Below are 20,670 nucleotides of genomic sequence, written 5' to 3'. Positions count from 1 at the left end.
AAGGAGCTGTTCGTTTAATGAACAGCTCCTTTTGATTGAGGAACTTCCACGCCAAACTGCTCGGTTAATCCGGTGACCCCTGCTTGCGTGAGACGAACCGCACGGCAATCAGGTAAGCGTTCGATCCAGCCCAGTTCAAACAGCCGCTTGGTCAGAGAAGCGCCAAGTACACCTGCGAGGTGGTGCCGGCGTTCACTCCAATCTAGACACGGACGGGCAAAGCGACGGCGACTTTTGGGACTAAAATTTACATCGACACCAAGACCACTCAGCTTTTGCCTTCCCGCATCAGTCAGCACAAAATCTTGATCAGCTTCTTCGATCAACTGCAAGGCGAGCAATTGATCTGTCAGCGCGACACCGACTTCTCCGGCCAAATGGTCGTAGCAGGTCCGGGCATAGCGCATGGCCCGTACTTGATCAGATTCCCGCAATGAGCGTATCGGTTTGGGAGTAGCAATGGCGAGTAGAGACTCCAGAGCGTGGGCAACCTCCGCGTTCGCCAGTCGATAGTATCTGTGGCGTCCATACGACTCGTTGACCAAAAGACCGCCTTCGACCAGTTTGGATAAATGGGCACTGGCGGTTTGAGGCGTTATGCGAGCAGCGCGGGCAAGTTCACTGGCGGGCAACGATTTGCCCCCCAAAAGGCTCAACAGCATCGCAACACGAGACGGTTCCCCGATTAGTGACGCGACTTCTCCGATATTGGGAGTAGAATTCATGACTGGACCTCCTCTTTACAACCATAATTCGATCATAAACGAATAGTAATTGTTGATCAAGTCGTTCGTTCCTTTTCCAAGAAAAATGGCTGCCGATACCGAATCTGCACGAATCGGTAGGGCAGGAGAGAAGCGATCAGCAGGTGGACATGGTATGATGGAGGAAAGACTGTTTTTGAATGGAGGCTAGTCCGATGAAATTTATTGACAATCAAGGGATTACCGATCCCCAAATCAATCTCGCCATTGAAGAATACGCACTGAAACAGCTTCCTGACAGCGATGACTACTTGTTGTTCTATATTAATGAACCATCCATCATCATCGGTAAAAATCAAAATACAATCGAAGAAATTAACGCAGATTATGTGGCCGAGAATAACATTCATATCGTTCGTAGATTGTCTGGAGGCGGAGCCGTTTATCACGATCTGGGCAATCTGAACTTCAGCTTCATTACAAATGACGACGGTCAGTCCTTTCACAATTTCCGCAAGTTTACGGAACCAGTGGTACAAGCACTAAAAGAGCTGGGAGTAGAAGCAGAGCTGACTGGCCGCAACGACATCCAGGTCGGCGAGCGGAAAATTTCCGGCAATGCCCAGTATTCGACCAAAGGGCGCATGTACAGCCATGGCACTCTGCTGTTTGCCTCCGAGATGGAGCATGTGGTGTCTGCTCTAAAGGTCAATGCAGAAAAGATCAAGTCCAAGGGTATCAAATCGATCCGCAGCCGTGTCGCCAACATCACGGAGTTTTTGGACAAGGACATGACCATCGAGGAGTTTCGGTTGGCCATTTTGCATTCGATTTTTGGCGGTGGAGAGGTAGAGGAGTACGAGCTTACAAAAGAGGATTGGGCAAAAATCAACGAGCTGTCCCGCGAACGCTACCAGAAATGGGACTGGAACTATGGAAAGTCACCGAAAAGTAATTTCCGTGCCTCCAAACGCTTTGAGAGCATCGGAACGATCGAGGTACAGTTGGATATTGAAAAGGGACGGATCAAGGAAGCCAAGATTTACGGTGACTTCTTTGGGGTGAGAGATGTTTCCGAGCTGGAGACCAAGCTGCACGATCTTCCGTATGATCGCCAAGAAGTGACCAACGACTTGGCAGATGTGCACATGCAGGAGTTCTTTGGCAATTTGGATCGTGAGGCATTCGTGTCTCTACTGTTCGGATAAGCGAAAGCAAGGAAAGGGGGATATCATGACAGCCTTGCTGGAAGTAAAAGGAATTACAGGTGGGTACTCGTCGAGCCATGCGGTCATCGAAGACGTTTCTTTTCACATTCAAGAGCGAGAAATTGTCGCGCTGATCGGCTTGAACGGTGCAGGAAAGAGTACGACGATCAAGCACATTCTGGGTCTGTTGGAACCGCGCGCAGGTGAGATCAGCATAGCTGGAAAGACATTTGCAGATGATCCTGATACATATCGACACGCCTATGGCTACATTCCGGAATCGCCGATTTATTACGAGGAGTTGACCTTGTGGGAGCATCTGGAGCTTGCGGCGATGAGTCACGGCCTTGCAAAAGAGGTTTTTGTAGAACGAGCGTATCCGCTGCTCAAAGAGTTCCGCATGGAAGAGGCCAAGGATCGATTCCCTCAGCAGTTTTCCAAAGGGATGAGACAAAAGCTCATGATTATGATGGCGCTGATGGTGCAGCCATCTCTGTACATCGTGGACGAGCCGATTCTGGGACTGGACCCGCTGGGAATCCGCACCTTGCTGACCTGGCTTGAGCGCTGCAAGGAGCAGGGAGCAGGTATTCTGATGTCGACGCACATCTTGGCTACAGCGGAAAAATATTGTGATCGGTTTATCATTTTGCACAAAGGCAGGATCAAAGCACAAGGGACGTTGGAAGAGCTGCGCCGCATCACGGGTATGCCGCACCATTCGCTGGACGATATTTACTTGCAGTTGGTTGAAGAAGAATGAAGATGGATGTAGATGCGCTCTTTCGTGAACGATTGCAACGGTTTTCCGCGGAGCTCGTCCGCTACGGGCAGTACATGGCCAACGGGGGCGTGCTCATGGTCGCCGTCTTCCTATGCGGATTGCTGGCCTACTACTACCCGAGTCTCGTCCAGACGATCCCGGCGTGGTTTCCTGTTCCGTACGTACTTGCTTTTGTGCTCGCGTTCTTTGTCACCAGGAGTCCCCATCGGACCTTTTTGCTGGAGGCGGACCTGCTGTTCCTGACGCCAGCCGAGACCCAGATGGCTCGCTACTTTCAAAAGGCACAGATCTACAATTTCGTCGTTCAGAGCATGGGGGTATTCCTCGTTCTTCTGTTGTTTCTACCCCTGTATCAAGGGACGATAGGGATTGGGGGAGCTCAGGTGTGGCTGTATTGGGGAGTTCCTTTTGTCTTGAAGGGCTGGAATGTATACAGCAGCTGGATTGTCATGCGCTTGCCTGACAAAAAACAGGATGCTGCTTATACGTTGGCGCGTTTTGGCTTCACGTATTTCGTCCTCGCCTGGATGCTGAGTAAGGGGGGCTTTCTTGCGTACCAGCAAGTGCCGTACGGAGCTATTCTCTGGATGGCTTTGTTGATCTGGTTCCACTTTCGCATGCAGCAAATTCCGAAAAAGCATGCGTATCAATGGTACCGACTATTGGAGATGGAAAATGGATTGCGTGCGAGGTTTTATCAGATCGCCAATCAATTTCGAGATGTTCCGTCCTTGCAGCAGCGGGTAAAGCCGCGCAAATGGATCGTTTGGGCTGCCAATTTGATTCCGTACCGCACATCCAATGCCGGACGTATCCTTTTCCTGAAATCGTTTCTCCGTTCTAGTGATCTGGCAGGGATGTACATGCGACTGATCGTCATCAGTTCGTTCCTGATCGCGATCCTGCCAGGGCCACTTGCCAAAGCAGCAGTCATCCTGCTTTTCCTTTTTATGGCAGCGAGTCAGTTGAAAGGAATCGGGAGTCAAGCTCGTCACCGAAGTCGATCATCCCTTCTTCCGATCAACGAACAGCAGCAAAAGAGTGCGGCTATATGGGTGCGCCGGGTGCTATTGTTGTCGCAAGTGGTTGTCAATGTGCTGTTTGCGCTGCTGTAAGATGACGCCCTTTTTAGGTGGACAAGCTGCGAAATAACTGTAGAAGACGTTTCTGATCGAGTAAATCAGTCAGCGCGGTAAAGCATTCTCTAGTCGGTGGTGCACACAAAATCTCCTGGCGCGCCCATAATTCACTGGCTAGAGAAGGCTCCAACCATGCGTCTGCAGCAACCTCCGTAGGGGACGGCAGCATTTGAGTCTGGGCTGGGATGGCGGTTACGTAAAAGGTCGTGTTGAACCGAATGGGGCTAAAAGGCGGTGTCAGTCTTCTGCCTGCGTAGGTCCAATTTGATCCGTAAGGCTTTGATCATATCCACAAAGGTCATTTCCTGATCGAGAAGGGCCTTGCGATAGGATATCAAGCGTTGGGGATCAACGTAAGGGGAGACAGAGCTCGTGTGTTGACCAATCAAAGCGCCCGTTTCTTCAAACACTTCCCGAATTGCTGTGATGACGGACTAGATGGTTCTTGTCATTTATTATAGTTAGAATTAATTTTATGTTTAAATAATTAACGAATAGAAGCGAGTTGATAGGGAATGGGGAAGGAAATAAAAGTCTTGGCTATATCGGGGAGCCTTCGTGAAAAATCCTCCAATACCGCTTTAATGAACGCCATCATCGGGTTAGCTCCGAAACACATGAAGTGGACGATCTTCAAAGGCTTGGGCGATCTGCCTCATTTTAATCCAGACATCGATAACGATGAAGGACCCGTGCCAGTTCGAGAGTTGCGTTCACAAATTCAGGAAGTAGATGCCGTGTTGATCTGTACGCCGGAGTATGGCAATGGTGTGCCAGGTGTGTTGAAAAATGCTTTGGACTGGCTCGTATCTACCAGTGTGTTTATGAACAAACCAACAGCTGTGATCAGTGCATCCCCTACGCCAATGGGCGGAGACAAGGCGCACGCTTCCTTGCTGCTGACACTTGGCATGATCAATGCTGCAATCATTGAAGGAGGGAATTTGATTATCCCGCACATCACCTTGAAAATGAGTAAAGAAGGTGCGATAACAGATGAAGGACTACAGGCAGAGATAGAAAAGGTCCTTCAGGCACTGGAACAGGCATGCTCCTGATTGTAAAAAACGAAACACCCTCCGTCCAGAAACGTAAGGACGAAGGGTGTTTTCATTTTAGCGGGTTAGATGTTCAGCCCACGGATTTGTTGTTCGATTTTTTCAAACCCGCCCGAGACTTTGACGACCTCGTCTTTTTGTTCGGAGACGAGAACGAGCACGTCTTCCAGGTTTTCCTTGTTTTGGTCCGTAATATCTGCGTTGAGCTCGACTTTCGCTCCGACCTCTTGCATCATGCTGTGCACGTGAACGATAAACTCCTGGAGGAACTTGGTTTTCTCCGCGAAATCCTGCATGTAGTTGTCAACGTTGGAGAACATCTCTTGAACCTCAAGAATGCCTTCGCTATTTTTTTCAAAGGAAACCTGCGATTCGGATATCATATTCGAGACCCGCTTCATTTTTTCGCGAATCGTCATCAAGAGTGTCGCAATCGATTCCGAAGACACCTTGGAGGATTCCGCCAGCTTGCGCACTTCATCGGCTACGACGGCAAACCCTCGGCCGTGCTCTCCAGCACGAGACGCTTCGATCGTAGCATTGAGCGCGAGAAGATTGGTTTGAGCGGATATTTCGGAAATCGTCTGAATGATTTTTTCGATGGATTCGGTTTCTTTGTACAGCTCTTGAATCAGGCTGTTTGTTCCTTGTATATCGGAGATAAAGCGTTCAAAATCATTGCCGATATTCCCGATGCGTTTGCCACTCTCTTGTGTCGCTTCTTTGGTCGATTCCACATAATCGTACATTTCGGTAACGGAGCGTGTCATATCTTCTACCTGGACATTGGTAGAAGCCATTTCATTCCGCAGCTCGTTTGTGTTCTCAGTCTGCACGCCAAACGACTGAATAATTTCTTGCAGGGAGGTGACGGTCTCAACAGCCCGAACATTGACTCCATCGGTCACCTTGTTGAGATTCTCTTGGTATTCTTGTACAGAATTCAGGGACCGATTGACTTGATCCAATACGCGTTGCAGCGATTCTTTGGATTCGATCGCTTCCTGCTTTTGCAACTCACTTTCTTGCTGTAGCTTGTTATTGAAAACAGCGTGCATCATGCTGGTAACAGAAATGAAGCAGAAGGTAAGCAAGTAGTACATCAAAAAAATAGGGCTAGTAGTATGGAAAATCACATCGCCTTGTGTGAAGAAATAATAGGAAACGATTCCGAGAGTCGCAAGAATGGTAAGCACGTTGATGACTTTGTCTTGGTAGATACCCATTACCGCAACAAAGAACATAATGGTCATGATATTAATCATATGGGGATCCAGATGCACTACTACGAACATGAAGATCCCGATCACGACAAAATTGAAAAACTTCATGAAAGGTGCCATTTTCTCGCGGAAGTTCGGGCGGTTGGAGATGTAAGTAAATGGAGCCAGTACGACATACAAAATGCCCAGTACCGTCAGAACAAAGGTAAGCGGAATGCCTACCAAAAAATTGACGATTTGGACGACCGTAATAATGCTTGCAAAGACGATGACGACCCAGTTGTTCCTTCTTCGTAAAAGATCCATATCAACGCATGACCTCGACTTTTCTTGGTATGTACCATGAATATTTGGGATTATCCTTGTCCGAATAAACTTCTTTTAGATGAAAAAGCGTCGGAATGGCATCGGCGCCTTTATAAAAGATCTTTTCATTGATTTGTGTAGCAAGAATGTTGTATTTCACGTTCATTGATCGAAAAAAAGTAGGATCCGCAATGCCTACAGCGTGCGTATATCCATGCTTCTCGGCGTAATCGATCATCAGGCAAATTCCTTTTCGACCGAGCTGTCCTCGATAGAAGGGCAGCACAGCAAGGCTGTCTACCTCCATCACCTTCATATCATCCTTGATGACTTCTTCAAACAACGAATGGATAAACGTATTTGATTTTAGGTAAGGCGTAAACTCAAAAGTTCCTCCAGCTTCACCATCTTCTGCTAGCAGTAAGTAAAGATCAGAGCCTTCTTTGGCAAACTCCATTTCGAAACCCATCGAACTCCATACGACTTCCTTAATTTTATGGAACAATGCCAAAGTCTCTTTAGAATCAACCTGTTTGTACATTTTCCCACTCCACTATTTTTCTTTCTCTCTCTCTTTTTTTTGTTACATCTGTTCCCCAATACTTATGAAATTCTCTCTGTTCTCTCCTTTAGACGGCGTCCTCCTATCAGATGAGCTAAAAAAAAAAAGAGTCATCCCAGAAATGGAATAACCCAAGTCACCAACATCAACACATTCGCCTCCGATGTATGGCAACCCGGCTATCATAGTCTACGACTTTAGACCCGTGGTTTTGCGTCACCACCTTTAGATGGTTTTGCCTTTGTCATCTTGTTTCGAAAAATGTAAAGAAATGTCGGATTCTGTAAAATATTATATCACGACATTTTACTTGTCAAGTTTTGGCAGGTACAATTAACCAATTTTTTATATCCCTTAAAGTATCGGCTAATTCTTTTTCGCTGTTTACTAGAACAGGTTATTTTTTTTCAATCGCTTCTTTCAACGCCTGCTCAACAAATTTACTTTCCAAGGTGTTGCTCATCGCCAAAGGGGCATTTTTCCCGCTCTATGTGAATACATTCCTGGGGATACGAAATGTCGATGCCAAGCACTGCCTGGTTGGGACTGGTCGTCGCAGAGCTGATGGGATCCAGTGAAGGGGTCACTGCTGGCGAAATAGAAAAGGAGAGAACAAGACATGGCCAAAATCGTAATTTTATCAGGTAGTCCGTATAAAGGCTCCAGACTGGATAGTGTACTCGCTCACGCAGATCGTTTGCTTCAGGAAGCAGGACAGCAGTCAGACTGGATTCATGTACGCGACTTACCCGCCGAAGATTTACTACACGTTCGTTTCGACAGTCCCGCTATCGTTCAGGCAAACGAACGGATTGCACAAGCAGATGCGGTTGTGATCGCAACTCCCATCTACAAAGCAGCGCATTCCGGTGTATTGAAAGCGTATTTGGACCTATTGCCGCAAAAGGGGCTGGAAAACAAGCTCGTATTGCCCGTAGCCATCGGAGGCACGATCGCACATTTGCTCGCAATCGATTATGCCCTCAAGCCCGTCTTGTCTGCCCTAGGAGCGAGACATGTGCTGGCAGGCGCCTTTATTCTCGATTCACTAGTAAAAAAGAAAGAGGACGGAACGAGCGAGCTGGAAGAGGAAGCTGCATTACGGTTGCAGGATTCTGTGGGCCAGCTGGTACGAGAACTTATTTGGCAGGTAGAGCGCAGCAAGGTCGCAAACGCTGCGAACTAAAACAGGCTTCTCCCACTCAAGTACAGTTACAGGGAAGGAATCGAGTCTTGGATGTGTAATTATTCCCTGTTGCCAAAATAGGCACGAAAAGAGGAGGGAAAGCTCATGCCTAACGAAAAGCAAATCACCTTTATCAACCCGGAGACGATGCCAAAGTCATTCGGTTATTCACATGTAGTGGAAGCGATTGGTGGTAGAACCATCTATATTTCTGGTCAAGTTCCTTTGAACAAGGAAGGGCAAATCGTAGGAGAGGGAGACCTTGCGGCACAGACGAAGCAAGTCTTTGAAAATATAAAAGCCGCATTGGATGCAGTGGGAGCGAGCTTTCACGATGTGGTGAAGCTAACGTTTTTTGTCACGGACATCACTCAGATGCAGACGGTGCGGGATATTCGCGATGCCTATGTGAATACTGAGAAGCCACCTGCCAGCTCGGCGGTAGAAATACGAAAGCTGATCAACGAAGCGTTTCTCATCGAGATTGAAGCCATTGCGGTAGCGAATGCACGATAAGCAATTGGGAAAAACTACCGAAATGACCTAGCAAGAAATAAAGGAAGCAAAGAAAGCAGGGAATACGAAATGTCTGCCACGTACAAGAAAGTATTTTGGGCATCTGGTTTCGGCTGGATGTTCGATGCGATGGATGTAGCACTTTTATCTTTTATCATGGTAGCACTCAGACAGGATTGGGGATTGACGGGAGAGCAGGCAGGCTTGCTCGGGACCAGCAATACGATCGGGATGGCGCTTGGAGCATTCGCAGGCGGATATTTAGCAGACCGGATCGGTCGCAAACCCGTCTTTATGCTGACGCTGGTATTGTTCGGAGCAGCAAGTCTGGCCAGTGCGTTTGCCACAGGATTTGCGATCATGCTTCTGTTTCGCTTCCTCATTGGTCTGGGTCTCGGAGCTGAATTGCCCGTCGCTTCCACATTGGTCAACGAGTTCGCACCTCCGGAAAAGCGGGGGAGAACCGTGGTTCTGCTGGAGAGCTTCTGGGCGGTGGGGTGGATTCTGGCTGCAGTTATCTCGTACTTTATCATCCCGGTCTACGGCTGGCGGATAGCGGTGGTGATTGGAGCATTGCCGATGGTGTACGCCTGGTTTATCCGTCGAAACATCCCCGAGTCACCAAAGTTTCAACAGCGTGACGAGCGTGTTCCGTTAAAAGAGCTATTAACGTCTCATAAACGAGAGACCATCACGCTCTGGGTTGTCTGGTTTGCCATTACCTTCTCCTATTACGGCATGTTTCTCTGGATGCCGTCCGTGTTGGTCGACAAAGGCTTTACGATGATCAAGAGCTTTCAGTATGTCTTGATCATGACGCTCGCCCAACTTCCGGGCTACTTCGCCGCAGCCTATCTGGTGGAAAAATGGGGGAGAAAGCAGACACTGGCGACGTTTTTATTCATGACAGGTGTGATGGCGTTCGCGTTTGGCAGCAGTACCGAGACGGCTGGTCTCCTAGTGACCGGAGCTTTGCTTTCCTTCTTTAATCTCGGAGCTTGGGGAGCGTTGTACGCATACACGCCGGAAAATTATCCAACTCCTCTGCGTGCCACCGGATCTGGTTTTGCCTCTGGTGTCGGCAGGATCGGCAGTATCATTGCCCCTTATCTAGTCGGGCATTACTCTGCGCTGCATTACAGCTATACGTTTATTTTCAGCATGTTTACTGCTGTGCTGTTGGTAGGCACGATTGTTTTGCTCGCAGTCGGAAAAGAGACGCGGGAAACGGCCACAAACCTCGGCTAAGTCGTTCTTCTCCTATTCATCGGCCGCATGGTAAAGACGAAGGATGGCTTTTGCTTCGGCCATTACTTTTAAGCGCAGCTCCTGAGGCTGTATCACCTGCATCAGGGAACCGTAGCCGAGCACCATTTCACAAGCGGATTCCAGCGTATGAAACTGCACATGAGCCTCCACCCATTCGCTATCTACGGGATGGGTGGATTTTATTTGAAGGTATCTCTCTAGCTGGAGTCGAGCAAGCAAGGTTTCTCTTACATGAATGTGAGCGGGATAGCGTGGCAGGCTCGATTGAAAATCGGCTGTCGACTGCTCCCAGTAGCTGGCGAGATCAAAACTCTTCGGGCGGACAAAGGTATCTTCCAGCAGCCGCGCCTCCGTCAAACGTGAAATCCGGTAGGTACGCATGTCATTCTCTACCTGCGCGACGAAGTACCACGTGCTACGCTTTGCCACCAGTCCCAGTGGATGAACAATTCTTTCGACCACATCTTCCCCTCTTTGATAGCGGATAAAGAGGGAGCGTTCCTGCCAGACGGCTTCCTGAACGATAGACAGACATGGAAACGATTCTGTGGACTGATGCCAGCCTGCACCGTCAATATGGATGCGCTGCCGGACGTGCTCCGCATTTTGTCTGGTCGTTTCAGGAGAGGCGGCCAAAAGCTTTTGCCATGCCGCATCAAAGCTATCGCGCATCCCGAGGTCGCTCAATTGTATCGTCGGAGATACAAGGAGCAATGACTGTAGCTCACTTACCTTCAAACCCGTCAGGTCAGTGCGGTACCCTTCTGTCAGAGCCCAGCCACCGTTCGTCCCGCGCTCTGCAAAGACCGGTATTCCCGCCATGCTAAGGGCCTCCATGTCGCGGTGAATCGTCCGTTCAGATACTTCCAGTTTTTCCGCCAGATCCTTTGCTGTCATCCGTCCGTGGTTTTGCAGCAGCAATAATATCGAGACCAATCGATCTGCCCGCATGAAAACACCTCTCTTTCTTTATCCTTCTCCATTGTATCTTAGCGAACATGACAGTTGTTGTCATATTAGGAGCGGTACACTATGGAAGTAATGTACCTTTCAGATTCAAAAGGAGTGACGGAGTATGATGAAGCCTTTACAAGGAAAAGTGGCAGTGGTAGCCGGCGGTACTCGAGGAGCGGGTCGGGGGATCGCCGTCATGCTCGGGGAAGCGGGAGCGACCGTTTACGTGACAGGGCGCAGCGTGAGGGGAAATCAATCTGACTTGGGCAGGCGCGAGACGATCGATGAAACGGCTGAAATGGTCACGGCAGCAGGTGGAGAAGGAATCGCGGTGCGTGTGGATCATACAGTGAAAGAAGAGGTAAAGGCATTGTTCGCGCGGATAGGCGCTGAACAAAACGGACAGCTGGATCTTTTGGTCAACGATATATGGGGAGGAGAATCATTGACGGAGTGGGGAAAGCCGTTCTGGGAGCATTCTCTGGAGAAAGGACTGCTCATGCAAGAGCGGGCCATTCATACCCATCTGATTACGAGTCACTATGCAGCACCGATTATGGTCGAACAAAAAAGTGGGTTAATCATTGAGATCACAGACGGGATTGACTATCGATATCGTGGCAATCTATATTACAGCCTCGCGAAAATCTCTGTCATCCATCTGGCACAGGCGATGGCCGAGGATTTGCGTCCACATGGGATTACCGCAGTTGCTTTGACACCGGGCTTTTTGCGCTCCGAAGAGATGCTGGATCACTTTGGTGTGACGGAAGAGACATGGAAAGAGGCAGCCAAAAAAGAACCGCATTTTATCATGTCGGAGACTCCTACCTATATTGGCCGAGCTGTAGTCGCGCTAGCAACCGACCCACAGATTGCGCAAAAGTCAGGGAAGGCGTTCAGCACATGGGGATTGTCTGAGGAGTATCCTTTTACCGACCGTGATGGCAGCCGCCCACACTGGGGGAACTACGCGAAGGAAAAGGGTCTCTAAGAAGTCCAACTCATGAGCCTTTCAGAAAGGCTGGAAGGTTCTTTTTCTTTTTTGGCCGAAATGAAGGGGGGAGTAAAGATAGCGGATTCACTGGTTGAGCGGGAAATGGTGCATCAAAAAAATGGGGAGTACATCGTAACGGACACCCGCTGTTTTCTCCAGCAAGAATGGATGTCCAGGGAAGTTAAATAGAGCGGTACGGCTTACCCCGAAAGGAATGGAAGGGGTGCAAGAGTGATTTGGTATTGAATAGAAACGCTCGTCTCAGCGGCGCACATCGGATGTGCTCTGAGCTTTTATTGCGGATTTCGAAAGGAAGGTGGCATGCCTCTTTCTGTTACGATTTGTTTAAGTCGCTCGGTCGCATTCGACGATAAAGTGTAAGCTGTGTGCGTATCGGATTGCTCCATAAGCTTCGCTTGTTGAGTATCCTTTTTTACCCAAAGGAAAAGGATATTCTCAACTCTATCGTTTTTCAAGATGGTTACTTGATAATCATGCGGTCGCATATCTACGATCCCGTGGATTTTGTTGGCTTTTTTTAAAATCGTTAATAACTCCTGACTGGATTGAGAGTCTATGGCGGTTCGAGGAGGTTCTAGCAGCAGCATTTTAGCCGCATCTTTCTTTTGGATTAGAATATGTAGTTCCTGTTGAGGTTTGGATACTGTTGAGAAGGAAAGGTGATGCCAGTTGGCTTGAAACAGAAGGAAACTCGCAAAGAATACGAAGCTAATGAAACCTGTTTTTCGCATGATCATGGTCACCTCCAGAAACGCAAGAAATCTAGGACCGAATAAAGAGCTCTGCGATTACAGAGCTCTTTTACTGTAATGGTCGAGGTAGCTACAGCTAACTTCTACTCTGCCCTTATGAAGCTTGCTTCCTTTTCCCAGCGACCCACCTCCGCACATCCCCTGTAAGAATCGCATTGGTAATTACCCCTGCGACGAGACCCCAAAATGCCGCGCCTACTCCACCAATGGATATGCCAGAAATCGTGACGAGAAAGGTGATGAGTGCACTCTCCCTTTTTGCAGCATCACTCATCGCCGACGCCAGACTGGAGCTGAGCGAAGCAAACAACGCGAGTCCTGCAATGACAGCGATCAGTTCCTTAGGGAAAGCAGAAAACACCGAAACGATGGTAGCGCCAAACATGCTAAACACGAGGTAGAAGGCACCGCAAGCGATCCCGGCGATATAACGCTTGGAAGGATCGGGATGGGCCTCCTTTCCGGTACAGATCGCAGCCGTAATCGCGGCCAGATTGATCCCGTGTGCGCCAAAAGGGGCGAGTAAAAGCGACGCGACCCCTGTCGTCGTGATCAACGGACTTGCTGGCGTATCGTAGCCATCTGCTTGGAGCACGCCGATGCCTGGCGCATTTTGAGAGGCCATCGTCACGATACACAGCGGAATACCCAGCCCGATGATGGCATCGAGAGAAAAGGTAGGTATGGTAAAGATCGGTTCGACGAGCGCGACCTGGATGCCACCGAGATCAAAACGATTCAGGAAAAAGGCGGCGAGCAACCCGACTAGTAAAGAAAATACGACAGCGTATCGCGGCGACCAACGCTTCGCCAGCAAATAACAGATGATCATCGGCAGAACCAGTGCCGGTAGCTGCTGCATGGATACAAAGACCTGCACACCAAAAGAAAGAAGGATTCCAGCCAGCATCGCCGTCGTGATCGAGGGGGGCACGTACCTCATGATCGTAGAAAAAAGTCCGGAAACGCCGAGCAGCGTAATCACTACCGCAGAAAAGAGATAGGCTCCGATCGCATCACCGAAAGGGTATACGGACAGACTCGTGACCAAAAGGACTGCACCTGGAGTCGACCACGCCGTTATGATCGGTGTTCGATAACGGATGCTGAGAACGATAGCCGTCAGACCGCTGCCGATGGAAATGGCCCAGATCCAGGAAGAGAGCAGGGCTTCACTCAAATTCGCTGCTTTGGCTGCCTGAAATACGATTAAGAGTGGCCCTGCGTAAGAAACCATGGTGGCAATCAAGCCCACGATGAGAGCAGATACAGAAAAGTCGGCCGGTATGTTTTTCAATGACGAAACAGACCAGCGTTGATTAGTAGAACTCACGAGAAAATGCCTCCTGGTGAGGATCAGCTAAAGCCGCTGCCAGATCCCTTTTCATTTAAAATGTAACGAATGGTACGTTTGGTAATATTCAGCTTTTTGCTTAGCAGCTGGCGGTCGCCTTTCGTTTCGGTCAAGCCTTTTTCGATGATGGTCCGACCGACCTCACCCTCTAACTGTTTGATTCGCTTGATCATGTAATCAAAATCGAAGCCATCGATAGACGTGACGTTTCGGGTGATTGCTTCGACAAAGCGTTCGCATTCGCGATCGATCTGCTGGGTGAGTGCCAGCTGGCTCGCAGGGATCGACGAAGTGGCGTTCTGTATCGCTTTTTCACGCAAGAGCGGTGGCAGATGCTCAGCTCGGACTCTCTCGCATTCGTGCAGGGCAAGGGTCTGATTCAGGATGTTGATCAGCTGACGGACGTTGCCAGGCCAGTCGTAATGCTGTAGAAGCTCCATCGCGTCCGGATCGATTTCGCAGACCGTTCCGTTCCTTTTGGTGAGATATGCCTGGGCAATCGTCGGGATGTCATGGATGCGCTCGCGTAGAGGCGGAATGGACAGCTTGATCCCTTCGAGTCGGTAGAGCAGGTCTCTACGAAAGCGATTCATCTCTACTTCATGCTCCAGATCGCGGTTGGTAGCGGAAATAAAGCGAATGTTGCTCTGGCCGACCTGCTCGGCGCCGATCCGCATGAACTCTCCTGTTTCCAGTGTGCGCAGCAGCTTCACTTGGATGGAGGAAGGGGCTTCCCCGATTTCATCGAGAAACAGGGTGCCATTGTGGGCGAGCTCGAAAAAGCCTTTGCGTGCCTTTAGCGCTCCAGTAAATGCCCCTTTTTCATAGCCAAACAGCTCGCTTTCCAGTAGCGACTCAGGAACGGCTCCGCAGTTAAAGGCGACAAAGGGTTGCTGCGATCGTGAACTGGCTCCGTGCAGGAAGCGGGCCATCAGTTCTTTGCCTGTCCCGGTTTCCCCTTCGATCAGAATATGGATTGCTTTTTTCGCCAGCTTTTTGGCGATGGTAACGACTTTGGCCATCGGACTATCAGGTGCGTACATGATCCCGTATTGGGCAGCCTCACGAGACAGCTCGTCATCCTCTTGGGGAGACGATTCCAGGACCGCATCGATGACGCGCTCCAGACTGTCCAGATCGTCAAAAGGCTTTTCCAGATAGTCCTTTGCCCCCCATTGCATGGCCGTTACCGCCGATTTGATTGTGCTATATCCTGTCATAATCAAGACCTCGCAGGAGGGAAACACGGCTTTGATCCGTTTGAGCAGATCCAAGCCATTGGCATCTGGTAGCTTCAAATCGACCAAGGCGGCATGGAAGCCTTCCGATTGGGAGAGGAGCAGGCGTTCCACGTCTTTCCCGGTATTGGCCACGACCACATCACAGTTCTTTTGCCTGAGTAAATAGGTGAAAAAAGAAGTGACCTCAACTTCATCATCCACAATCAGTATCCGTTTCTTCTCCATCTTGGACCTCCTCTCGTAACAGCGGCAACAGCAGAGTGAATCTGCTGTACTGGTTTTCTTCACTTTGGGCGAGCAGCCTCCCACCGTGCGCTTCTGCAATCCCTAGACTGACAGACAAGCCGAGTCCTGTCCCTTTTGTCCGCTCCTTGGTGGAATAAAAGGGGTGAAAGATCTGCTGTAGCTGCTCCGCTGCGATCCCTTCTCCGTTGTCATGTACGGTGAGCCCTACGTAGCAATGACCCTTGTCTTCCTCCACCAAAAAAGAACGAATCTCGATGCGGGGATCCACTCGACCGACCAGTGCGTCTCTCGCATTGAGCAGCAGGTTGATCACGACTTGCTCGATTTGATGACGGCTTCCGTGAAAGAGCAGCGGGGGCTGCGCCAGCTCCTTGGTAATCGTCAAACCGGAAACGGAGAGCTGATAGCCGATCAGATCGAGAGAGTTCTCCACGACCTCATTGATCGAAATGGTAGAGAACAAGTACTCCTCCTGCCGCGAAAAGGTAAGCAGGTTTTGAATAATTTTTTTGCAGCGCACTCCGCATTGGTAGATGTCATTCATCAAAGGAGCGGTCGGACTGGCTTTCATTTCTCTCAGGAGTAATTGGGAATTGCCGAGAATAGCAGTGAGCGGGCTGTTCAGCTCATGGGCAATCCCGGCCGCCATTTCACCGATTGCTGCCATTTTAGCTGATTGGACCAACTGGGCTTCGATCTTGATTTTTTCGCTGACGTCCTGAAAAAGCAGGATGTTTTCGACCGAGACAGCGACATGGCTGGCAATCAGTGAAAACAAGTCAGCGTCCTCGCTATCTGCCCTTTGCTCGCTCCTCTGTAGCAGCGTGAGGAAGCCGAATGTCTGGTTGAACTGACTGCGCAAGGGAACGGACAGCGCGTGATGGTCAGGAAACATCTCACTAAAGGAATGATGCAGGACGTCCTTTTGTGAGAGGGTCGGTTGATCAGGTGTGACAGCGCCTGCGAGCGTATGACACTGCCATTGATCACCATCCTGTCTCGTGAGATAGGAGGAGAGGTTGCTTCCCTTGATGAGCGTGAGAACAAAATGACCAAACGGGAGGATCTGCGAAAGCTGGCTCGCGATGTAGATGCTGGTTTCCGGCCAGGAGGCATTGATCTGGAGTTGTGTCAGCTGGTTGATGACGGCCAGTTGCCTGTTTTTCTTTTTCATCTCCTCCACGAGGTAGATCAGCTCGGTGTAATAGCTTTTCCGGGAGGATTGGATGCCGGTCAGCTTTTCGAGAATTTCCTGTTTGTTTTGCATAAAACGACCTCCTACAAGGCTTGACGGAAAAGGGTAGCAACGTCATGTGCGCTCATGTCGCGCGGATTTGTAGTCATGCAGACGTCGAGCAAGGCGAGCTCACTTATCAGCTCGATCTGCTCGGGCACGAGTCCGATGGCAGACAGCGACTCGGGACAATCGAGATCACGGGCCAGCTCCTTTACGGCTTTCAAGGCGAGTCGGGAAGACTCCCGGGAGCTGAGTCCTGCAGTGTTTTCCCCCAAGCATTCCGCGATCTGCCTGTATTTTTCAGGTGACGCAATATTGTTGTATTCCAGAACATAAGGGAGCAGGATGGCATTTACTTCGCCATGAGGCGCGTCCAGAAAGCCCCCCAGCTGGTGGGACATGGCATGGACAGCACCGAGAATGGCGTTGGAAAAGGCAATACCTGCCTGGAGGCTCGCCATCGCCATCGCTTGCTTGGCTTCTGCGTTGTACTGACTGGCTGCGGACGGTCGCAAATGCTTGGCGATCAGCCGCATCGCCTGCAGCGAATGCACCTCGGTCAAAGGCGTGGCGGCGAGAGAAATATACGATTCGATGGCATGGGTCAGGACGTCCATGCCCGTATTGGCGGTTAATTGTTTGTCTTTGGTCATCAAGGTCTGCGGGTCAATGATCGCGATGTCGGGAATCAGCGATTTGGAGATGATCGCCATTTTCACCTTTCTGGCACTATCGACGATAATGGAAAATTGCGAAACCTCCGAGCCGGAGCCAGCTGTGGTTGGGACCATGACCATAGGGGGAAGGGGATGCAGAATTTTGTCTACCCCTTCGTATTCGACGATACTGCCTTCATTTGTGCCCAAAAGCGCGATGGCTTTCGCCGCATCGATCGCGCTGCCACCGCCGACACCAAGGATCGCATTGCATTCGTGTGAGCGATACTCCGCCACACCTGCATGGATTTCATAGTCTTTGGGATTGGCAGTGACGTTGGTCCACAAGTGGTATTCGAGTCTTTGCTGAGCGAGATATTCCATGATTCTCTCTACCCAGCCAGCGTTGACTACTCCAGGATCACTGACGAGAAAGACGCGTGTCGCCCCGAGTCTGCGCAGGCTTTCCCCAATCTGGGCTATGGACTGGTTGCCAAAAATGATTTCCGGTGTCATGAATTTGGAAATTTGCATGCCGTCGTCCCCCTTTTTCCACTACCTAGTAATACCGCAACCAAAGAGTAAATCCCTCTTCTTGCCAAAAGGTTGGCAGGAGGGCCGTTTTTTTGGCTGACAGGGCCGAAATGACGGCTCGAATCGGAGCGATAGCCAGCCAAACAGTTGGTAAATAAAGCGCTTTCAGATTGGCATGCTGCTTGCTATAGATAACAGCATCACACAAATCCATACGGCAAGAGCCGAAAAGTGGACTAAGGGAGGAAAAAGAGATGAAGGCAGCGGTAGTCAATGAGTTCCTGAAAAAGTTGGAGGTAAAGGAAGTAGCGGTACCAGAAGTAGGATATGGAGAGGTACTGGTCAAAATTAAAACGTGTGGCGTGTGCCATACAGACTTGCATGCTGCCCATGGGGACTGGCCCGTCAAGCCAAAGCTTCCGCTGATTCCTGGACATGAAGGGGTAGGCGTAGTCGAAAAGCTGGGCGAGGGTGTAACTTCCTTGAAGCTGGGCGATCGGGTAGGGATTCCTTGGTTGTTCTCCGCATGCGGAGAGTGTGACTACTGCCTGTCCGGTTGGGAAACGCTCTGCCAAAAGCAAGTGAACGGAGGCTACTCGGCAGATGGCGCTTACGCTGAATACTGCGTGGCACCGGCTGCTTACGTAGCGCGCATCCCTGCTGAGCTGAACGATGTGGATGCCGCGCCGATTTTGTGCGCAGGAGTAACGACGTACAAAGCACTGAAGGTTGCCAACGTAAAACCAGGGGAATGGGTAGCGATCTACGGCATCGGCGGTTTGGGTCACGTTGCACTTCAATACGCAAAAGCAATGGGCTACAACGTGGTAGCTGTAGACATTCACAATGAAAAGCTGGAGCTGGCAAAAGAACTGGGTGCTGATATTACAGTAAACGGCAGCGAGGTTGACCCTGTGGCGGCCATTCAGGAGCAGGTCGGTGGCGTACACGGCGCGATCAGTGTGGCAGTGACCAAAAAAGCGTTTGAGCAAGCGTACAAATCAGTAAGACGTGGAGGCTCCCTCGTCGTCGTGGGCCTGCCGAATGCAGAGCTGCCTATTCCGATTTTCGATACGGTTCTCAATGGGGTGACAGTAAAAGGCTCGATCGTCGGTACACGAAAAGATATGCAGGAGGCTCTCGACTTCGCAGCTCGTGGCAAAGTGCGGGCGATCATCGAGACGCAACCGCTCGACAAGATCAATGAGATATTTGAGCGGATGGAAAAAGGACAAATTAACGGTCGCGTTGTTTTGACGATGGAGTAGGAAGAACTAGGGGAAAAGCGAAGCTGCTACTGGTCGAGTCTTTCTTATGAAAGACGGCAGTGGCAGCTTTTTTTGAACGAACTAACATGCTGTGGTGGAGGGGAGAAGCAGGTTTCCGATCTATGCTCCAGCCTACACCCTACGTAGAAGATTAGACTGTCCGCTCCACAACGATTTACGGGGAAGCGGACAACTAGCTACCTGGTATGAAGAGATTCAAGGGCAAAAAACCCTAGGAAAGCCCCCAGAATAAGATACGTGGAAGAGCCAAAGCTGGAGCGTGTTCCCCTTTTTCCTCTCCTCCACTACAGTCTAACCGAGAGGAAAAAGGAAGTGGTTGTAATTCCCGCGATTTGTGTAAGGAAGATCTTTACAAATAACCTAGCACACAGCAATGATAAAGAGAAGGTGGGGTGAACAAACCCACAAAAGGAGTGAGACTTCGTGACGAGTATGATTCATGCTTTCTTCCTTCTTCTCGTATTTCTATCTGAGGTAGCGGCAATCATTGCCTATGGTTATTGGGGGTTTCAATTTCATTCTTCTACCGTAATCAAATGGACTCTGGGCATCGGTATTCCAGTAGTGGTCATCGTTGTCTGGGGCCTTTTCCTTGCGCCGAAGGCAAGCATAGAGATTCCAAACGTGCTGCGAATCATCATGAAGGTGATGGTTTTTGGCTTCGCAGCTGCTGCCCTATACTCGGCAGGGCGCCCCAAACTGGCCATTTTGTTTGGGGTGTGTGTCCTCCTGTCACATGGAATGGATTACGCGCTAGCTGAAAAGTAATGGAAACGAAACAACCGTCCGGGTAGCTCTCCCGGGCGGTTTTTCTGTCAGAGCACGGCAAACGCACACAATAGGCATTTGTGCCATAGGCTGTTGATAGCTTTTTGAACGAAACGGAAGAGGTGATGAAGTGGTACGCCAGTTTAATCTGCCGGATCTGATCGGGGCACTCCTCTGCATAGCTCTGGGTTTCATCGTTAGTCTGGAGGCTTATCGACTGGAGATGTATGCCAGCTCGGCGTATGTCGGTGACCACACGTTGCCGTTTATACTGGGGATCGTGTTTGCCGTGTTGGGCGTAGCTTTGCTGTTCCAATCTTTTCGTACCAAAAAGGGAGAGGAAAATGCGGCAATCGGAGAATCAGGCTCGACGGCTTCCGGTGAGAGAACGCGTTTGATTCTTTGTTTCCTCTCACTCTTCCTCTACGTATGGCTGCTGAATTGGCTAGGATACGTGATGGCTACTCTACTCGCTTCCTTCGTACTGTTTCGTTTGATTGGTTTCTATCGATGGCTGACTTCCCTCTTCTTTTCCATTCTTCTCACTGGGTGCTTGTACGGTGTGTTCGTCTACTGGCTGCAAATTACATTTCCAAGTGGATTTTTGTTCTAGGTGCAAAAGCTTGGCGTAGCCAAGTTTTCTAAGAGTGAAAGGAGGGGGGAACC

20 protein-coding genes, 1 pseudogene and 1 riboswitch are annotated in these 20,670 nt (G+C 49.9%); of the genes and pseudogenes, 12 read left to right on the top strand and 9 right to left on the bottom strand.

Going from position 1 to position 20,670, the window contains the following annotated elements; translation table 11 throughout:
- Positions 1-14: 14 nt before the first annotated feature.
- Entirely contained in the window at positions 15-725 is a 711-nt protein-coding gene (locus AN963_RS13465; RefSeq protein WP_055745089.1) for an ArsR/SmtB family transcription factor, read from the bottom strand.
- Between the two features lie 194 nt (positions 726-919).
- On the opposite strand from AN963_RS13465, the gene AN963_RS13460 reads away from it, so the two are divergent.
- The 4 genes from AN963_RS13460 to AN963_RS13445 all read left to right on the top strand — a co-directional run bounded on the left by AN963_RS13460 (position 920) and on the right by AN963_RS13445 (position 4,893).
- Complete coding sequence (locus AN963_RS13460; protein WP_055745088.1) at positions 920-1,912, top strand: lipoate--protein ligase; 993 nt, start codon at positions 920-922, stop codon at positions 1,910-1,912.
- Positions 1,913-1,937: 25 nt separating this feature from the next.
- On the top strand, positions 1,938-2,675 hold the full coding sequence (locus AN963_RS13455; RefSeq protein WP_055745087.1) for an ABC transporter ATP-binding protein: 738 nt from the start codon (positions 1,938-1,940) through the stop codon (positions 2,673-2,675).
- Complete coding sequence (locus tag AN963_RS13450) at positions 2,672-3,811, top strand: ABC transporter permease (protein WP_055745086.1); 1,140 nt, start codon at positions 2,672-2,674, stop codon at positions 3,809-3,811. The genes AN963_RS13455 and AN963_RS13450 overlap by 4 nt, the downstream gene beginning before the upstream one ends.
- Before the next feature lie 539 nt (positions 3,812-4,350).
- Complete coding sequence (locus tag AN963_RS13445; protein WP_055745085.1) at positions 4,351-4,893, top strand: NADPH-dependent FMN reductase; 543 nt, start codon at positions 4,351-4,353, stop codon at positions 4,891-4,893.
- 65 nt (positions 4,894-4,958) lie between these two features.
- Here AN963_RS13445 and AN963_RS13440 read toward each other — a convergent pair whose 3' ends face one another.
- Complete coding sequence (locus AN963_RS13440) at positions 4,959-6,422, bottom strand: methyl-accepting chemotaxis protein (protein WP_055745084.1); 1,464 nt, start codon at positions 6,420-6,422, stop codon at positions 4,959-4,961.
- 1 nt (position 6,423) lies between these two features.
- The gene (locus tag AN963_RS13435) at positions 6,424-6,963 is read right to left on the bottom strand and encodes a GNAT family N-acetyltransferase (protein WP_055745083.1); all 540 of its coding nucleotides are present in this window, start codon (positions 6,961-6,963) and stop codon (positions 6,424-6,426) included.
- Positions 6,964-7,150: 187 nt separating this feature from the next.
- Positions 7,151-7,234, bottom strand: a riboswitch (cyclic di-GMP riboswitch).
- A gap of 196 nt (positions 7,235-7,430) precedes the next feature.
- On the opposite strand from AN963_RS13435, the pseudogene AN963_RS30880 reads away from it, so the two are divergent.
- From AN963_RS30880 to AN963_RS13420, 4 genes and pseudogenes are all read left to right on the top strand, one after another.
- Positions 7,431-7,569: pseudogene (locus AN963_RS30880) on the top strand (ABC transporter permease); the annotation flags it as partial.
- 34 nt (positions 7,570-7,603) lie between these two features.
- Positions 7,604-8,170 (top strand): NADPH-dependent FMN reductase, encoded by a 567-nt coding sequence (gene ssuE, locus AN963_RS13430; protein ID WP_055745082.1) that lies wholly within the window; start codon positions 7,604-7,606, stop codon positions 8,168-8,170.
- 105 nt (positions 8,171-8,275) lie between these two features.
- Positions 8,276-8,686, top strand: coding sequence for a RidA family protein (locus AN963_RS13425; protein WP_055745081.1), 411 nt, complete (start codon positions 8,276-8,278; stop codon positions 8,684-8,686).
- A gap of 69 nt (positions 8,687-8,755) precedes the next feature.
- On the top strand, positions 8,756-9,934 hold the full coding sequence (locus AN963_RS13420) for an MFS transporter (RefSeq protein WP_055745080.1): 1,179 nt from the start codon (positions 8,756-8,758) through the stop codon (positions 9,932-9,934).
- A 12-nt stretch (positions 9,935-9,946) separates the two neighbouring features.
- On the opposite strand, the gene AN963_RS13415 is transcribed toward AN963_RS13420, so the two are convergent.
- Positions 9,947-10,906 carry a helix-turn-helix transcriptional regulator gene (locus AN963_RS13415; RefSeq protein ID WP_055745079.1) on the bottom strand — a complete coding sequence of 320 codons (960 nt, stop codon included), beginning with the start codon at positions 10,904-10,906 and terminating at the stop codon, positions 9,947-9,949.
- Positions 10,907-11,033: 127 nt separating this feature from the next.
- On the opposite strand from AN963_RS13415, the gene AN963_RS13410 reads away from it, so the two are divergent.
- Complete coding sequence (locus tag AN963_RS13410) at positions 11,034-11,903, top strand: SDR family oxidoreductase (RefSeq protein WP_055746290.1); 870 nt, start codon at positions 11,034-11,036, stop codon at positions 11,901-11,903.
- A 296-nt stretch (positions 11,904-12,199) separates the two neighbouring features.
- On the opposite strand, the gene AN963_RS13400 is transcribed toward AN963_RS13410, so the two are convergent.
- The 5 genes from AN963_RS13400 to AN963_RS13380 form a co-directional block, all read right to left on the bottom strand.
- The gene (locus AN963_RS13400) at positions 12,200-12,664 is read right to left on the bottom strand and encodes a hypothetical protein (RefSeq protein ID WP_055745077.1); all 465 of its coding nucleotides are present in this window, start codon (positions 12,662-12,664) and stop codon (positions 12,200-12,202) included.
- A 109-nt stretch (positions 12,665-12,773) separates the two neighbouring features.
- Complete coding sequence (locus tag AN963_RS13395) at positions 12,774-14,012, bottom strand: benzoate/H(+) symporter BenE family transporter (protein WP_055745076.1); 1,239 nt, start codon at positions 14,010-14,012, stop codon at positions 12,774-12,776.
- Positions 14,013-14,035: 23 nt separating this feature from the next.
- Positions 14,036-15,499 (bottom strand): sigma-54-dependent transcriptional regulator, encoded by a 1,464-nt coding sequence (locus tag AN963_RS13390; protein WP_055745075.1) that lies wholly within the window; start codon positions 15,497-15,499, stop codon positions 14,036-14,038.
- Positions 15,468-16,787 (bottom strand): sensor histidine kinase, encoded by a 1,320-nt coding sequence (locus AN963_RS13385; protein WP_055745074.1) that lies wholly within the window; start codon positions 16,785-16,787, stop codon positions 15,468-15,470. Before AN963_RS13385 ends, AN963_RS13390 begins: the two co-directional genes overlap by 32 nt.
- Before the next feature lie 11 nt (positions 16,788-16,798).
- Positions 16,799-17,947, bottom strand: coding sequence for an iron-containing alcohol dehydrogenase (locus AN963_RS13380; protein WP_055745073.1), 1,149 nt, complete (start codon positions 17,945-17,947; stop codon positions 16,799-16,801).
- Positions 17,948-18,201: 254 nt separating this feature from the next.
- Here AN963_RS13380 and adhP point away from each other — a divergent pair, with 254 nt between their 5' ends.
- From adhP to AN963_RS13365, 3 genes are all read left to right on the top strand, one after another.
- A complete protein-coding gene (gene adhP, locus AN963_RS13375; protein WP_055745072.1) occupies positions 18,202-19,215 on the top strand; it encodes an alcohol dehydrogenase AdhP in 1,014 nt (337 codons plus the stop codon).
- A 453-nt stretch (positions 19,216-19,668) separates the two neighbouring features.
- On the top strand, positions 19,669-20,004 hold the full coding sequence (locus AN963_RS13370; RefSeq protein ID WP_236708030.1) for a YrdB family protein: 336 nt from the start codon (positions 19,669-19,671) through the stop codon (positions 20,002-20,004).
- Between the two features lie 130 nt (positions 20,005-20,134).
- Positions 20,135-20,617 carry a tripartite tricarboxylate transporter TctB family protein gene (locus tag AN963_RS13365; RefSeq protein WP_055745070.1) on the top strand — a complete coding sequence of 161 codons (483 nt, stop codon included), beginning with the start codon at positions 20,135-20,137 and terminating at the stop codon, positions 20,615-20,617.
- Positions 20,618-20,670 lie beyond the last annotated feature (53 nt).

The sequence above is a fragment of the Brevibacillus choshinensis genome, from assembly GCF_001420695.1.
Taxonomy (GTDB): domain Bacteria; phylum Bacillota; class Bacilli; order Brevibacillales; family Brevibacillaceae; genus Brevibacillus; species Brevibacillus choshinensis.
The sequence above is the reverse complement of the archived record's forward strand: the minus strand, read 5'-3'. Positions and strand labels throughout refer to the sequence as shown.

Bases quoted from the DNA above. Each gene is read 5' to 3' on its own strand.
- AN963_RS13465 (WP_055745089.1), bottom strand. From the start codon at position 725: ATGAATTCTACTCCCAATATCGGAGAAGTCGCGTCACTAATCGGGGAA.
- AN963_RS13460 (WP_055745088.1), top strand. From the start codon at position 920: ATGAAATTTATTGACAATCAAGGGATTACCGATCCCCAAATCAATCTC.
- AN963_RS13455 (WP_055745087.1), top strand. From the start codon at position 1,938: ATGACAGCCTTGCTGGAAGTAAAAGGAATTACAGGTGGGTACTCGTCG.
- AN963_RS13450 (WP_055745086.1), top strand. From the start codon at position 2,672: ATGAAGATGGATGTAGATGCGCTCTTTCGTGAACGATTGCAACGGTTT.
- AN963_RS13445 (WP_055745085.1), top strand. From the start codon at position 4,351: ATGGGGAAGGAAATAAAAGTCTTGGCTATATCGGGGAGCCTTCGTGAA.
- AN963_RS13440 (WP_055745084.1), bottom strand. From the start codon at position 6,422: ATGGATCTTTTACGAAGAAGGAACAACTGGGTCGTCATCGTCTTTGCA.
- AN963_RS13435 (WP_055745083.1), bottom strand. From the start codon at position 6,963: ATGTACAAACAGGTTGATTCTAAAGAGACTTTGGCATTGTTCCATAAA.
- ssuE (WP_055745082.1), top strand. From the start codon at position 7,604: ATGGCCAAAATCGTAATTTTATCAGGTAGTCCGTATAAAGGCTCCAGA.
- AN963_RS13425 (WP_055745081.1), top strand. From the start codon at position 8,276: ATGCCTAACGAAAAGCAAATCACCTTTATCAACCCGGAGACGATGCCA.
- AN963_RS13420 (WP_055745080.1), top strand. From the start codon at position 8,756: ATGTCTGCCACGTACAAGAAAGTATTTTGGGCATCTGGTTTCGGCTGG.
- AN963_RS13415 (WP_055745079.1), bottom strand. From the start codon at position 10,906: ATGCGGGCAGATCGATTGGTCTCGATATTATTGCTGCTGCAAAACCAC.
- AN963_RS13410 (WP_055746290.1), top strand. From the start codon at position 11,034: ATGAAGCCTTTACAAGGAAAAGTGGCAGTGGTAGCCGGCGGTACTCGA.
- AN963_RS13400 (WP_055745077.1), bottom strand. From the start codon at position 12,664: ATGATCATGCGAAAAACAGGTTTCATTAGCTTCGTATTCTTTGCGAGT.
- AN963_RS13390 (WP_055745075.1), bottom strand. From the start codon at position 15,499: ATGGAGAAGAAACGGATACTGATTGTGGATGATGAAGTTGAGGTCACT.
- AN963_RS13385 (WP_055745074.1), bottom strand. From the start codon at position 16,787: ATGCAAAACAAACAGGAAATTCTCGAAAAGCTGACCGGCATCCAATCC.
- AN963_RS13380 (WP_055745073.1), bottom strand. From the start codon at position 17,947: ATGCAAATTTCCAAATTCATGACACCGGAAATCATTTTTGGCAACCAG.
- adhP (WP_055745072.1), top strand. From the start codon at position 18,202: ATGAAGGCAGCGGTAGTCAATGAGTTCCTGAAAAAGTTGGAGGTAAAG.
- AN963_RS13370 (WP_236708030.1), top strand. From the start codon at position 19,669: ATGATTCATGCTTTCTTCCTTCTTCTCGTATTTCTATCTGAGGTAGCG.